Source organism: Rhizobium sp. BK538 (assembly GCF_014197575.1).
Classification (GTDB): Bacteria; Pseudomonadota; Alphaproteobacteria; order Rhizobiales; family Rhizobiaceae; genus Rhizobium.
This window is the reverse complement of record NZ_JACIFT010000009.1, coordinates 154,640-167,743: the sequence shown is the minus strand read 5'-3', so window position 1 is coordinate 167,743 and position 13,104 is coordinate 154,640. Positions and strand designations below refer to the sequence as shown.

The window sequence follows — 13,104 nt, the reverse complement described above, 5'->3', positions numbered from 1 at the left end:
CGTCTGCGATTGCGATGGAGGAGCGACAGAAGCGGGCGAGGCACGTTCTGTGTATCGGCGCTGCGCTCCTCGACACGCTCTTTAGAGTTCGTGTCATGCCGACCGGGCAAGGCAAGGTCCTGCCATACGATATGTTGCAGATTGCAGAAGGCATGGCCTCAAGCGCCGCCTTTGCGGTTGCAAGGCTTGGCGGGAAGGCCAGCCTCTGGGCTGCCGTCGGAGACGACGAGACCGGCGAGCGCATCATCGCTGATCTCGCTGAAGGCGGCATAGACACCCGTGGCATGCGTCGCGTGGCAGGCGCCCGCTCGGCCGTGTCGACGATCCTGGTTGACGACGGCGGCGAGCGCCTGATCATCCCCTTCTACGATCCGCGGCTGCATCAGGTCGTCAATTCGGTTACGGCTGACGATGTCGCGGCATTCGATGCGGTTCTGGTCGACGTGCGCTGGCCAGAGCTTGCATTACAGACGCTGCTCGCTGCCGGTGAAGCAGGTATACCTGCCATCCTCGATGGTGACGTGGCGCCCGTCGGAGTGATCGAGACACTGGCGCCTGCCGCAAGCCACATTGTTTTTTCGCAGCCGGCCGCAGAAAGCCTCACGGGGACGGCGGAGGCGGTATCGATGATCCGTCTGCTGAAGGAGCGCTTCAGCCAAGCCTTCGTCAGTGTGACGTTCGGGGAAAAAGGCTCCTACTGGTTCGATGACGACAGCGCCTCTATCCGCCATCTCGAAGCACCGCGTATCACGGCCATCGATACGCTGGCGGCAGGCGATATCTTTCACGGAACCTTCGCGCTGACGCTTTCCGAGGGCTTGGCGATCGAGGACGTGATGCGCGCGTCATCGATGGCGGCGGCCATCAAATGCCAGCAATTCGGAGGGCGCCTCGGGGCGCCCGATCGAAGAGAGCTTGCGGCTGCGCTACTGAACTGGCCGGCTAGGGCTCTCGATGTCACCGCGCCGCCGGATTCGGCGTAAGCCTTTGGTATCAAGCGGCCTTCGAGGCGGTCATGGAGCAGCCGGAGGCCTTGAGCGCCCCTTCCACGACCTCGACGAACAGCTTGCGGAACCAGACCGAGCGGCCGTCGGCGTGATCAACGCGTCGGTAGAGCATCGTAACCGGGTCTGCGGGGAGCTCGATTGGCGGGGCCGAGACTTCAAGGCCGTGCAACTGTGCCATGCAGCGGGCGATCGACTCCGGAATGGTCGCGATCGCCGGCATTGCCCTCAGGGCTGGCGGCAACGCCGAAAAGCGAGGCACGGTGGCGACGACCTGACGGCTTAGACCGACCTTCGCAAGAACTGTGTCGATATTCGTTGCCGTATTGCCTTCAAAGGACACGGTGACATGCGCGGCATTGACGAAGTCTTCCAGCGTCAAGGGTGCCTTTCGCTTCATTTGCACGGGGTCGTAGACGCAGACCGAACACTGACTGAAGAGCGGTTGCCTAACATGCCAGGATGCCGGATCCTCGTGAACCGCAACGCTGAAATCATAAGCGCCGTCGTCGAGCATGCGGGCGGAATCATGCTTGTCCGCAGCGACACCGATCAGCCGTGCGCCCGGTGAGAGTTCACGCAGGCGCGCGACGAGCGGCCCGAAGAAAGCCGATTCCAGATTGTCGCACATGCCGATCTTGAACTCGCCCTGCCAGCTCTTGGGATCGAAGGCATCAGGCGGCCGGATCGCGCGCTCGATCCCCGACAAGGCATCCTCGATCGCAGGCGCAATGGCAAGGGCACGCGCCGTCGGTTGCAGGCCTCGCCCTACCCGCACGAACAGTTCGTCATCAAGTGTCTCTCGCAGCCGCTTCAAAGCGGCCGACAGGCCCGGCTGACCGAGGAGAAGCCGCTCGGCCGCACGAGAGACATTGCGCTCCTGCATCAATACCGAGAAGGCCAGCAGGAGATTGAGGTCTATCTTTCGGAGGATCGCATCATTCATCATTCTCAGTAATACCTGGCATGGTTACTATCAATTTGCAATAGGTTCAGTAGGTGTACATTTTCTCGTTCCCTGACGCTCAATCTTCCTCCCATGGCGTCGGCAGAAAGGAACGATCATTCATGACCAACTCCCGTTCTCCAGGTACAGCGAGCGTAGCATTGCTGCTGCTCTGCGCTGCCAACTTTCTCGATGCAATGGACGTATCCACGATTGGCGTCGCGCTTCCGGCGATCCAGGCCGAGCTCGGCATGAAAGCGACATCCCTCCAATGGGCGGTCAGCGCCTACGTGCTTGGCTATGGCGGGTTCCTGCTGCTGGGCGGGCGCGTCGCGGACGTCTTCGGCCACCGTCGCGTCTTCCTCTGGTCGCTCGGCATATTCGCTGCCGCCAGTATTGCGGGCGGTTTTGTCGATAGCGGCCCGACTTTGATTGCCGCTCGCTTGATAAAGGGCATTGCCGCGGCGTTCACAGCACCGGCTGCCCTTGCCCTGCTCCTGTCGGTGTTCGGCGAAGGGGCAGCCCGTGCGAAAGCGCTTGGCGTCTTTGCCTCTACCGGCGCGACCGGCTTCGTCCTCGGCATGGTGCTCGGTGGGGCCGCGACCGTTTTCAGCTGGCGGGCAACGCTTGTCATGGGCGCGCCTGTCGCCGTCATCGCGCTGGCGATTGCTCCCTTCGTCCTGCCAGCGGATCAACGTCGCAGCGGGCCGCGTGCGACGTTCGACTGGGCAGGCGCAATGACGATCACGCCTGGACTTTTGCTTTTCGTCTTTGGCATTACCAATGCTGCGGCCGAGGGCTGGCAGGCAGTGCCAACCTGGGGAGCACTGGTGGCGGCCACCGCTTTGATCGGTCTCTTCCTCATCGTCGAATCTCGCCATTCTGATCCGATGGTACCGCTTGCGATATTCCGGCGGGCAAAGCTTTCCCACGCCAATGCCATTGCCGCGCTGTTCCAGGGCGTCTATGTCGGCTTCCAGTTTATCGCGACCCTCTACTATCAGACCGTGGTCGGCTGGTCGGCCTTTGCGACCGGCTTCTCCTTTGCCTTCGGCGGCGTCTGCGTCATGTTCCTGGCGCCACGTTTTGCCACGATCGCGCAAAATCGCGGTACGACCGGGCTGATGACACTCGGCGTAGCGCTGCAGGCCATAAGCTATATCTTCTGGATCCTGAGTGTCGGCCACATCAACCCCATCTTGCTGGTTGCGCTGTCGCAGATCCCGCTCGGTGTGGGTTATGCCATGACCTACCCCTCCGTGCAGGTTGCCGCCCTCTCCGACGTTGGCGAAGACCAATCCGGGCTTGCATCCGGGCTGTTGTTCGCGTCCTTCCAGATTGGTGGCGGTATCGTCCTTGCGGCAGCTTCGGCGATCTTCGGTGCGGCCTCCGGTTTTGGCTGGGATCCGTATTTTGCCGGCATCACATTTGTCGCCGTCCTCTCGGTCCTCGTCACACTTGCTGCGGCACTCGGCCCGAGATCGTCTCTTATCGACCGGAGCATCTATCAGGCAGCGGAATAGTCCCTGACCACGTCGCACGCGACGTCGCCGGGTTCTTGCCCGGCGGTGTCCATTTTATGGATGACAGATGCGTGCTTCTCTGCCACAACAAGCCAATGAGAGACAGGGGCGCCCTCCTGATGGTGGGCTGAGAAGCACCCTTTGAACCTGAACCGGATAATGCCGGCGGAGGGAGTCGCTCGGGACTTCCAGCTTCCCGCGCAAGTCCTCGCGCCTTTCCTCCCCGATTGAAAGGCGCACCATGCCAGACCAAACCTCACCGGGAACGTTGCTGAGCCACTTGCGCGCGCGACCGCCACTCGTCCATTGCATTACCAACTTCGTTGCCATGAACATCGCGGCCAATGTGCTCCTGGCGGCTGGTGCTTCTCCCGCCATGGTGCATGCGCAAGAAGAGGCTGGCGAATTTGCCGCGATCGCTGGCGCGCTGACAATCAATATCGGTACACTTTCGTCAGGCTGGCTGCGCGGCATGGAGACGGCCGCCATCGCGGCCGGTCAGTCTGGAAAACCATGGGTTCTCGATCCGGTCGCCCATTATGCCACGGGGTTTCGTCGTGCTGCTGTGGACCGGCTGCTGGAGCTCGGCCCCGCCGTCATTCGCGGCAATGCCTCCGAAATCATCGCGCTTGCCGGCGGCGCAAGCCGTGGCCAGGGCGTGGACAGCCGCGACGGTGTCGAGCAGGCCGAGGAATCCGCACGCCTGCTCGCAAGGGTGCACGGAGCGACCGTCGCAGTGACCGGCGTTGTTGATTTCGTCACCAACGGCGAACGGGCGGCGCGCATCGAGGGGGGCTCGGCGTTGATGCCTCAGGTGACCGCGCTTGGGTGTTCGCTGACCTGCCTTGTGGGCGCCTTCGTGGCGGTTCGGCCCGACGCACCCTTCGAGGCAACGGTTGCGGCACTCGCGACCTTTGCTGTTGCCGGTGAAACGGCGGCCAGCAAGGCGGACGGCCCGGGCTCGTTTTCCTGGCGGTTCCTCGACGCGCTTGCAGGGCTCGACGCCTCACTTCTCGATCGCCACGCACGGCTGCGCTGTGCATGAAGAACATCGATCTTTCACTTTACCTCGTCCTCGATCCCGACCTTTGCGCCCGCCTAGGCATGGTGGAGACGGCGCGGGCGGCAGTCGCGGGCGGAGCGACGGTCGTGCAACTGCGCAACAAGCAAGCGGATACGGCCCGGATGATCGAGACCGGGCGGGCGCTCAAGGCGGCTTTCTTTGGCACCAGTGCGCGGCTCATCGTCAACGATGACGTCGAGGCCGCGGTCGCAATTGGTGCCGACGGTCTTCACATTGGGCAACAGGACATGGATGCACCCACTGCCCGCGCACGGATTGGGCACGACATGATCCTTGGGCTCTCGGTCGAGACCGAGGCGCTGGCCGCGGCGGTCGATCCGGCAATCGTGGATTATGCCGGCATCGGCCCGGTGTTTGCGACGCCGACAAAGGCGGACCACAAACAGCCGATTGGTTTTGCCGGGCTCGCGCGTCTGGTGCGGATCTGTCGCGTTCCCGCCGTCGCGATCGGCGGCTTGAAGGCGGATCATGTCGGAGCTGTCTTCGCGGCCGGCGCTGACGGTCTTGCGGTCGTCTCCGCGATCTGCGGCACCCCTGACCCAGAGGCTGCCACCCGCGACATCGCTGAAAACATTCGAAAGGTTCACGGATGATCCGCAACGTTCTTTCCATCGCCGGCTCCGATCCCTCGGGCGGCGCCGGAATCCAGGCCGATTTGAAGGCGTTCTCTGCCCGTGGCGTCTACGGCATGGCAGTTTTAACCGCGCTGACCGCGCAAAACAGCCAGGGTGTTTCCGGTGTCCATCTGGTTCCTGCCGCTTTCGTTGCCGACCAGATCAAGGCGGTCTTTGCCGATGTGCGCGTTGACGCGATCAAAATCGGTATGATTGCGAACGCCGAAATCGCCGGCGCCGTCGCCGATGCAATCGAACCGCACAAAGGTATACCGATCGTGCTTGATCCGGTGATGGTCGCCAAGGGTGGCGCCTCCCTCCTTGATCTGTCGGCGGTCGAAGTCCTTACTCGGCGCCTGCTGCCGCTTGCGACGCTGCTGACCCCCAACCTGCCCGAAGCTGCGGCACTCCTGCATGGACCTACGGCTGAGAGTCGTGCGGAAATGGCTGATCAGGCGCAAAGCCTGCGTGCATTGGGCCCGCAGGCCGTGTTGATCAAGGGTGGCCATCTGCCTGGGCAGGAGAGCCCTGATGTCCTGGCCACAGCCTCGAGGTTGAGCTGGTTCGAAGCGGCGCGGATACCAACGGCGAACACGCATGGCACCGGCTGCACGCTGTCAAGCGCGCTTGCCGCCGAACTTGCAAAGGGCGCCGCGCTGCTCAAGGCAGTGGCGGATGCAAAGGCCTACCTCGCCCAGGCCGTCGCGCAGGCAGACACGCTGACAGTCGGTTCCGGTCACGGACCGGTTCAGCATTTTCACGAGCTTTGGCCAACGCCACAGCTCGACCGACATTGAGGCACCCATCGAAACGCGGTGGCTATACCGCAGACCAACATTGCAGGCGTTGGCGGTGATGAGCAAGCTCCGCCGGCGGCGGGCCCGCCGCCCAGTTGAAGGGGATGAAAATGGCGACTGGAACCGTCGAGTTTCTGCCAAGCGGGGCCTCAGCGTCAGCCGATTTGGCACTCGTGGTCAGGAGGAGAATTCTTCCCGCACCATGGTGTCGAGATGTCCTGCAATCAAGCACCCACGCGGCGGGGGCGATTTCAGCGTGCGAAACATGAACGTACACGAACCGTTTTGCGATGGCCGTCGAGCATTGCTACGTTATAAGCTAGCCCTACATTCCGGAAGAGCCCTCTAGCGGTAGCCGATGCCTAGTCATCCCAAATCCTCGACCAAAAGTGGCAATGACCCAACCACGGCTGCCAATCGCCCGGCAAATTTGGAGTTCGCTGCCGACCACGTTGAGCCGCAGGCGCCTGCCTCGGACCCATCGGGAGGGCCCGGCTCATCCACCCAAGCCGCCTCCCCGGAACAGCCTCCCCGCTCCTTTGGTCAAAGCAGACAGGCGGCGCACAATCTACTGGGTGCGCTTCGCCATGATTTACAGGCAAGTTTCGCCTTCACAAGGGCAAGGGCCAAGACGGCCGTTTCCGACTTGAGAGCGAAGCTCACGGCATCAATGCCGCTGGACGCCCCATCAACTGTCCACGAACTTGGCAAGTGGTTCGCGGCTGCTCTGGTTAAAACGCGGGGCAGTGTTCGTGGCCTGCGTACAAGGCCCTTCGAAAATCGCCGGCATGCATCGCTTAAGGCGGGCTGGTGGAAGATCTCTATAGCATTGACCTGTCTTGCCGGCCTCCTCCTTGCGGGAAGTGTACTCGTGTGGGCGCTAAAGGACGTACCCTGGGGCGAGATCCGGGACGGAACATTGAAGCCCGTCGTGATACTGGAAACTGCTGACGGGGAACCGTTGGTAAGACAGGGGCCTTATCAGGGACCGTATGCGCAATACAACCAGTTTCCGCCACGTCTGATCGATGCCGTCCTCTCAATTGAGGATCGGCGGTTCATGGATCATTTCGGCATCGATGTCAGAGGAATCGGAAGGGCGCTCCTGCGAAACGTCGAAGCTGGTTCGGTGGTAGAAGGCGGCAGCACGATCACCCAACAGCTCATCAAGCTGCAATATCTCGACAGCGATCGAACAATAAAACGAAAGATACAGGAGGTCGTCATCGCCCTTTGGCTGGAGTGGAAGCTCGGCAAAAGGGAAATCCTGACGCGCTATCTCAACAGCGCCTATCTTGGGGCCGGCGCGACCGGCATGCCGGCTGCCGCGCGGATCTATTTCAATAAGGAAATCGGCGCCCTCAACCTGCCTGAATCGGCGATGTTGGCGGGATTGCTGCGGGCGCCGAGCCAGTGGAATCCCATCGACAATTACGAAGGCGCCCGGCAACGCGCCTTCGTCGTTCTCGACACGATGGTGTCCAATGGCAAGCTCACCGCATCGCAAGCAGAGGAAGTCAAGGCGAGCTTCGCCGAGCTGCATCCGACGACGCCGATACCGCGCTCCGGAAGCTGGTTTGCCGACTGGATTTCGCCGCAGGCAAGCGAAATCGCCGGTTCCTCGCCGGGTTCGACCACGGTGCGCACAACGCTGGTACCGCACCTACAGCAGATCGCCGAAAGGGTCGTGAGAACAGCCTTGGACGGGGAAGGAAAGGCTGCCAGAGCAAAGCAGGCAGCATTGGTTGCGATGACGCCGGACGGCGCGGTCGTTGCCATGGTCGGCGGGCGCGACTACAGGGCCAGCCAGTTCAACCGCGCCGTCACAGCGATGCGGCAGCCAGGCTCCACCTTCAAGCTGTTCGTCTACTACGCAGCCCTGAAGGCTGGGCTCACCTTGTCTGACCGGATTCTGGACGCGCCAATCGACATCAACGGCTGGTCGCCGGAAAATTCGGGCGGCAGCTATCGCGGCTGGGTAACGCTTGCCGAGGCCTTCGCCCGGTCGTTAAATGCCGCAACGGTGGCGCTTGCCGAAGAGGTCGGACTGGACAATGTGATTGCTGCCGCGCGAGAGCTCGGCATCAACGCGCCTCTTGCCAACACGCCGTCTCTGGCGCTCGGCACTTCCGAAGTAAACCTGCTTGACCTCACCAGCGCCTATGCGTCCGTCCATCTCGGCAGGGCGCCCGTCGAGCCCTGGGGGATCATCGACTTTCGGGCGGCCGGAGAGACGAAAACCTTTCGGGTTGGCTCACAAGCAAGGCCGAATGTCGACCTTTCGACCTACCAATCAGATCTCCTCGACCTCCTGCGGTTGGTGGTCGAGCGTGGCACTGGACGTGGAGCCGACCCTGGCACGTTTGCGGCCGGGAAGACCGGCACCAGCCAGAACAATCGCGATGCCTGGTTCGTCGGCTTCACGGAACCGTTGGTTGCCGGCGTATGGGTGGGCAATGACGACGATACGCCGATGAACGGGGTCACTGGGGGCGCCTTGCCAGCGCATATCTGGCGGGACTTCATGCGGGAGGCGATGACCGAACCTAGGCTGAATGGAGCGCCATCGACTGCAGCAGTGATCGAAGGCCAAGGCGCGCCGCAGTCCTGTAACATCACTGCCTGCGCTCGCAGCTATCGCTCGTTTCGGCCGTCGGACTGCACCTACCAGCCCTATTATGGCGGACGGCGGCTCTGCGAAAAGTGATCCTCGCTTCGGCGCACAGGCTCTGCCGCGATCTGACGCGGCGTCTTGTTGCCAAGCCTGCCGACCGGCTGGAGTGTTTCGCGGTACTGATGGTCCATGAAAGGTGTCGAAGGCGTGCACTGCGCTTTCAGGGCCCTATGGCTTGGCTTGTCCTCGAACCAGTTCCAGAAATTGATTCAGCCGGATGCCGTGACGCCTTGCAACGATGCTGACCGTCGCATCTGGCTCATACGTTTCCTGAACGACGGCAAGCTTCTCAGCAGTCGACCAGCGACGCCGCCGCTCTGGGCCGGGCAGGACGTCTCTCTTAGGATTGTGGCTGGTCATCATGGGCACATTACCTCGCTCACTTATTAAGTGGGAGATCATGTCCGGAGATTTATGGGGTCATTACACGTTCTGCAGTGCAGGCGCCGGTTCGTCGCAAGTGGTCATCATGCAGACCGCTCGACACCACTATTAACGACGTTGAAGAATTGTGACTCGACTCGTCCCTCACGCCAGTAGTTCAATTTGAAAACTGGGGTGTGAGGTTAGGTCGATGAGATACGAATGGGATGATGCCCGCGGGCGTCGGGCTTATGCGATCAAGGTCGTCTCGGTATTGTTGGCATCAGCCGTGACGGCCGGGGTTCCGACCTGGATTGTCGCCAGAGCCATGGGGTTTTGACAGACGGCGATAGCGCACTTGAAGCCGGTGCCTGCGGCCAAAAAGCCGGCCACAGGCGAACCACGTGCGCGACCGCCTCGCTCTTAACGCGATATTTGCAAGGCAAGACCACCTGCCGGCACCGTGGCTAAGGTGACTGCCAACACGGTGAGCCGAGTTGAACAAGACGATCCCGGTCCCCGCGCGCCACAACCGGTCACAATCGAGGCAATCAAACGGGTATACGAAGCACGAGGTGTCATTTTCTTCGATGAAGGGCCGCTCCCAACGGAGGAGCCGGTGTCCGCCTCGCAACGCAGTGCTATTTCGTCGCCTTGATTGGATTCGAGCGGATTTGAACATTTGAACTCCCGACCTCATGATTCTTGATCGGAGTAACGAGCCCATTTCATCAGGCACCAAGGTCGGTCAACGAGGTTGCCCAATCGCCGAACTGCCGGCATGCGGGCTTGTCCGGCCGTCTTAGTGTCATCCAGTAGGATTTGTCTTCGTTCGCCGGCCTGTCTGAGAGCAATATCAGACTTCCGCTTTGAATCTCCCGTTCAAACAATGCCACCGGGCATTGAGCTATGCCCTGACCGGCAAAAATTGCCGCGGCCAGCAGGTTGAAATCTTGATATATCGGACCTCGATCCGGAGAGAACGTTATCCTGCCGGCCGCTCGCATCCATTGCGTCCAAACCTCCATTGTTTCGTCATGAAGCAACTCGCCGGACTCGATCGTCGCAAAATCCACACTCTCCTTTGCCTTCTCGAAATAGCCCCTCGAACATGCGGGATATGTGATCCCGTGCATCAATCTGACGGTCACCTGACTGGCCGGTATATCAACGACACCTTTGTGAGCCTGGATGACGATGTCGGCTCCTTCAAGAGAGACCCCCGGAACGGCATAGACAAGATGCAGCCTGACGTTCGGACAAAGCCGTTGAAAGCCTTGCAGTTTTGGCACCAGCCACCACGAGGCGATGGATGGAATGACGGCAATCGTGAGATCAGGCCCTTCGTCCCTTTGGCGGATCTCAGCGCAAGTCTGAGCCAACTGCGCAAGCGCGTCGTCGACAGCACGTCCAAGCATGACGGCATCCTCGCCGGGCGATATGCCGCGACCATCCCGTTGAAACAGGGATCGTCCGAACCAGCCTTCAAGAGCCTTTATGTGGTGACTGACCGCGGAATGGGAGACGTTGAGTTCTTTCGCCGCCTTCGTGACACTTTGCAGCCTTGCGACAGATGCCAACGCGCGAAGGGCGACAAATGGCGGAATTCGGGACGCATTCACTTGTCTGATTTCCTAACAAATGTGTTCGATCTATCTGCTTTATTTCATGTATGCAGCTTGTCAAATGGGCGCGTCGAAAAGCAAGCAACCGCTGCTAAGGAATGAATTGGGGATCGTGAACAATGTTCGTGCGCACACTGACAGAGCTTATCGGGACAGATCGAGATGTTGATTGGGGTAACGGGTTGAGCAGGCGTTTCGTTCTGGAGCGCGACGGACTTGGCTTCGCGCTGATGGAAACGACGGTTCGCGCCGGCAGCGAATCGCATCTGCAGTACCGCAACCATCTTGAAGTCTGCTATTGCATCGAAGGCCGAGGCGAGATCGAAGATGGCGACGGAAACGTCTGGACACTCGAGCCGGGGACACTTTACGCTTTGGACAAACACGACAAACACGTTCTTCGCGCCCACACAGACATGCGGCTCGTCAGCGTCTTCAATCCACCGATCAAGGGCCAGGAATCGCACAACTACGCAAACGGCGCGTACTCCTCGTATTGACCGCGGTTCAGCGAATGGAAATGCGCTGATGACGATTGCGCAATTCCCCAGAAGCTTTTTCAATCCAGGGTGCGATAGTGACAGGTTTCGTTCATAAGTTCGATCAGGATGCAACCGGTATTGCTGTCGAAGTGGCTGCAGGACGCCTGACAGCGAGGTCGGTCGCCGAAAGCTTCATCGCCCGGACTTTGATGAAAGAGCGTGACATCCAGGCGTTCGCTGCATTCAATCACGCGCTGGTGCTCGAACAAGCCGATCGTATAGACAGAAGTCCCGCAAAGGGACTGCTTGCGGGCGTCCCAATCGGCGTCAAGGATATCTTCGATACGGTTGACTGGTCGACTGAGTTCAATTCGCCGATCTATCGCAACAATCGACCCTCTCGAGATGCCCATGCCGTCGCTCTTCTCCGGCAGGCAGGAGGGGTCGTTATGGGCAAGACAGCGACGGCCGAATTCGCGTTCATGCATACCGGCCCTACCCGCAATCCCCATGATCTGTCACGAACACCAGGCAGTTCGAGTGCGGGATCGGCGGCGGGGCTCGCGGCGGGCCTTTTTGCCGCTGCGCTCGGCACGCAGACCGCGGGTTCCCTGATCAAGCCGGCATCCTATTGCGGGCTCTACGCTTACAAACCCTCGCACAACCTGGTTTCACTCGAAGGCGTCAAGCCGCTTGCACCCAGCTTTGACACGGCGGGCTGGTATGCTGCATCCGCACGAGATCTGAGCCTGATTGCTCGGGTCTTGATTCCTGGTTTGCCAAAATACGCTGCGGCCAATGGGCGGTTGAAGATCGGCTTTTGTAGAACGCCGTATTGGGGCATGGCCGATCCGGATGTCCACCAAGCTGTCACGGCAGCCGCAACCGCGTTTGCCGAGCGGGGCCATGGCGTCGACGAGATTGTTCTGCCACCGGCTTTCGAAACAGTTGCTCGTGATCACCAGATCATAAACGATTGCGAAGGTGCCAGGGCGCTCCACAAGGAACAAAGGACCTCCATCGAATTGATGAGTCCGGAGCTCGCCGAAATGTTTGCGCGCGCCTCGGCGATTTCCTGGCAAGATGAAGTCGCAACGCGGAGCCGGCTGGCGTTGTTCGTTTCTGTTATGAATGCCACCATCGAGCCCTATGATGCCGTGATCGCACCGGGCTGCGCCCACGTGGCACCGGTCGGACTGGCTGCTACCGGAACGTCGGACTTCATAAGGCTTTGGACGGCATTTGGCCTTCCCCAAGCCAGTATTCCGCTCATGCGCAACGACGGGGAGTTGCCGATAGGTCTCCAGGTCATCGGTTCAGCATTTTCCGATGTAAAGCTTCTGCATTGCATCGAGGTCCTGTCCGGCACCCTGAACCATCGCTCCGGACATGCCCAACCGCAATGAGTTCGTCGCATTCCTCAACAAGGAGAATCCCTATGCGTTCTGCCTTTCATCTTGCCTATCACGTGACCGATCTGGACGCGTCGAGGCGCTTCTATGGTGATGTCCTTGGCTGCCGGGAAGGCCGCAGCACGGAGACTTGGGTGGATTTCGATTTTTTCGGGCATCAGATTTCCTTGCATCTCGGCATACCGTTCGCCGTCACCCGGACCGGCAAGGTCGGCGACCATATGGTGATGATGCCACATCTCGGCGTCGTGCTGCCGCTCGATGACTGGTTTGCACTGGCCGACCGCCTTCAGGCCGCTCAGATCAATTTTGATATCCCGCCAGTCGTTCGCTTTGCCGGCGAGCCAGGCGAGCAGCGCACCATGTTCTTCTTCGACCCCAGCGGCAATCCGATCGAAGTCAAAGGTTTCCGTGATTTCGACGGTATATTCGCACGCTAAGCATCGTCCCATTTGACGATTGCATTCCAAATCTCGAACCGAAAGGCCCACTATCGCCTCATGCCCTGCCGAGGGAAATCCATCAGAAATTGGCGGCGAATGGATACTATGAACAGAGCTTCGTGGCCCTGTATGGCGAC

General features: G+C 60.4%; 13 protein-coding genes and 1 riboswitch. Of the genes, 10 read left to right on the top strand and 3 right to left on the bottom strand.

Translation table 11 applies throughout. The features are described 5' to 3' along the window. Nucleotides 1–14: 14 nt before the first annotated feature. Complete coding sequence (locus FHX09_RS13385) at nt 15–983, top strand: sugar kinase (protein ID WP_132594635.1); 969 nt, start codon at nt 15–17, stop codon at nt 981–983. Between the two features lie 10 nt (nt 984–993). Here the strand turns inward: FHX09_RS13385 and FHX09_RS13380 are convergent, their stop codons facing one another. Then, the gene (locus FHX09_RS13380; RefSeq protein WP_132594619.1) at nt 994–1,953 is read right to left on the bottom strand and encodes a LysR family transcriptional regulator; all 960 of its coding nucleotides are present in this window, start codon (nt 1,951–1,953) and stop codon (nt 994–996) included. Nucleotides 1,954–2,072: 119 nt separating this feature from the next. On the opposite strand from FHX09_RS13380, the gene FHX09_RS13375 reads away from it, so the two are divergent. The 5 genes from FHX09_RS13375 (at nt 2,073) to FHX09_RS13355 (ending at nt 8,675) form a co-directional block, all read left to right on the top strand. Continuing rightward, the gene (locus FHX09_RS13375; RefSeq protein ID WP_132594617.1) at nt 2,073–3,473 is read left to right on the top strand and encodes an MFS transporter; all 1,401 of its coding nucleotides are present in this window, start codon (nt 2,073–2,075) and stop codon (nt 3,471–3,473) included. A gap of 94 nt (nt 3,474–3,567) precedes the next feature. After that, nucleotides 3,568–3,664, top strand: a riboswitch (TPP riboswitch). Nucleotides 3,665–3,714: 50 nt separating this feature from the next. Next, nucleotides 3,715–4,518, top strand: coding sequence for a hydroxyethylthiazole kinase (thiM, locus tag FHX09_RS13370; protein WP_132594615.1), 804 nt, complete (start codon nt 3,715–3,717; stop codon nt 4,516–4,518). Continuing rightward, nucleotides 4,515–5,150 (top strand): thiamine phosphate synthase, encoded by a 636-nt coding sequence (gene thiE / locus FHX09_RS13365; protein ID WP_132594613.1) that lies wholly within the window; start codon nt 4,515–4,517, stop codon nt 5,148–5,150. Before thiM ends, thiE begins: the two co-directional genes overlap by 4 nt. Further along, complete coding sequence (thiD, locus tag FHX09_RS13360) at nt 5,147–5,968, top strand: bifunctional hydroxymethylpyrimidine kinase/phosphomethylpyrimidine kinase (RefSeq protein WP_184450158.1); 822 nt, start codon at nt 5,147–5,149, stop codon at nt 5,966–5,968. Before thiE ends, thiD begins: the two co-directional genes overlap by 4 nt. Before the next feature lie 358 nt (nt 5,969–6,326). Beyond that, on the top strand, nt 6,327–8,675 hold the full coding sequence (locus FHX09_RS13355) for a PBP1A family penicillin-binding protein (protein WP_132594609.1): 2,349 nt from the start codon (nt 6,327–6,329) through the stop codon (nt 8,673–8,675). A 135-nt stretch (nt 8,676–8,810) separates the two neighbouring features. Here FHX09_RS13355 and FHX09_RS13350 read toward each other — a convergent pair whose 3' ends face one another. Beyond that, nucleotides 8,811–9,002 (bottom strand): transposase, encoded by a 192-nt coding sequence (locus tag FHX09_RS13350; protein ID WP_348632843.1) that lies wholly within the window; start codon nt 9,000–9,002, stop codon nt 8,811–8,813. A gap of 214 nt (nt 9,003–9,216) precedes the next feature. Here FHX09_RS13350 and FHX09_RS30335 point away from each other — a divergent pair, with 214 nt between their 5' ends. Further along, nucleotides 9,217–9,345 carry a hypothetical protein gene (locus FHX09_RS30335; RefSeq protein ID WP_007788057.1) on the top strand — a complete coding sequence of 43 codons (129 nt, stop codon included), beginning with the start codon at nt 9,217–9,219 and terminating at the stop codon, nt 9,343–9,345. Between the two features lie 391 nt (nt 9,346–9,736). Here the strand turns inward: FHX09_RS30335 and FHX09_RS13345 are convergent, their stop codons facing one another. Then, on the bottom strand, nt 9,737–10,423 hold the full coding sequence (locus FHX09_RS13345; protein ID WP_246699436.1) for a LysR substrate-binding domain-containing protein: 687 nt from the start codon (nt 10,421–10,423) through the stop codon (nt 9,737–9,739). 326 nt (nt 10,424–10,749) lie between these two features. On the opposite strand from FHX09_RS13345, the gene FHX09_RS13340 reads away from it, so the two are divergent. From FHX09_RS13340 to FHX09_RS13330, 3 genes are all read left to right on the top strand, one after another. Beyond that, nucleotides 10,750–11,130 carry an ectoine synthase gene (locus FHX09_RS13340; RefSeq protein ID WP_132594605.1) on the top strand — a complete coding sequence of 127 codons (381 nt, stop codon included), beginning with the start codon at nt 10,750–10,752 and terminating at the stop codon, nt 11,128–11,130. Nucleotides 11,131–11,207: 77 nt separating this feature from the next. Then, on the top strand, nt 11,208–12,518 hold the full coding sequence (locus FHX09_RS13335; RefSeq protein WP_348649168.1) for an amidase: 1,311 nt from the start codon (nt 11,208–11,210) through the stop codon (nt 12,516–12,518). A 32-nt stretch (nt 12,519–12,550) separates the two neighbouring features. Beyond that, entirely contained in the window at nt 12,551–12,964 is a 414-nt protein-coding gene (locus tag FHX09_RS13330) for a VOC family protein (RefSeq protein WP_184450154.1), read from the top strand. The last annotated feature ends 140 nt before the right edge of the window (nt 12,965–13,104 follow it).

What these genes read in the sequence shown, in the direction of transcription:
- FHX09_RS13380 (WP_132594619.1), bottom strand. Translation starts at nt 1,953, where the DNA reads ATGATGAATGATGCGATCCTCCGAAAGATAGACCTCAATCTCCTGCTG.
- thiD (WP_184450158.1), top strand. Translation starts at nt 5,147, where the DNA reads ATGATCCGCAACGTTCTTTCCATCGCCGGCTCCGATCCCTCGGGCGGC.
- FHX09_RS13355 (WP_132594609.1), top strand. Translation starts at nt 6,327, where the DNA reads ATGCCTAGTCATCCCAAATCCTCGACCAAAAGTGGCAATGACCCAACC.
- FHX09_RS13350 (WP_348632843.1), bottom strand. Translation starts at nt 9,002, where the DNA reads ATGACCAGCCACAATCCTAAGAGAGACGTCCTGCCCGGCCCAGAGCGG.
- thiE (WP_132594613.1), top strand. Translation starts at nt 4,515, where the DNA reads ATGAAGAACATCGATCTTTCACTTTACCTCGTCCTCGATCCCGACCTT.
- FHX09_RS13385 (WP_132594635.1), top strand. Translation starts at nt 15, where the DNA reads ATGGAGGAGCGACAGAAGCGGGCGAGGCACGTTCTGTGTATCGGCGCT.
- FHX09_RS13340 (WP_132594605.1), top strand. Translation starts at nt 10,750, where the DNA reads ATGTTCGTGCGCACACTGACAGAGCTTATCGGGACAGATCGAGATGTT.
- FHX09_RS30335 (WP_007788057.1), top strand. Translation starts at nt 9,217, where the DNA reads ATGAGATACGAATGGGATGATGCCCGCGGGCGTCGGGCTTATGCGATC.
- FHX09_RS13330 (WP_184450154.1), top strand. Translation starts at nt 12,551, where the DNA reads ATGCGTTCTGCCTTTCATCTTGCCTATCACGTGACCGATCTGGACGCG.
- FHX09_RS13375 (WP_132594617.1), top strand. Translation starts at nt 2,073, where the DNA reads ATGACCAACTCCCGTTCTCCAGGTACAGCGAGCGTAGCATTGCTGCTG.
- FHX09_RS13345 (WP_246699436.1), bottom strand. Translation starts at nt 10,423, where the DNA reads ATGCTTGGACGTGCTGTCGACGACGCGCTTGCGCAGTTGGCTCAGACT.
- thiM (WP_132594615.1), top strand. Translation starts at nt 3,715, where the DNA reads ATGCCAGACCAAACCTCACCGGGAACGTTGCTGAGCCACTTGCGCGCG.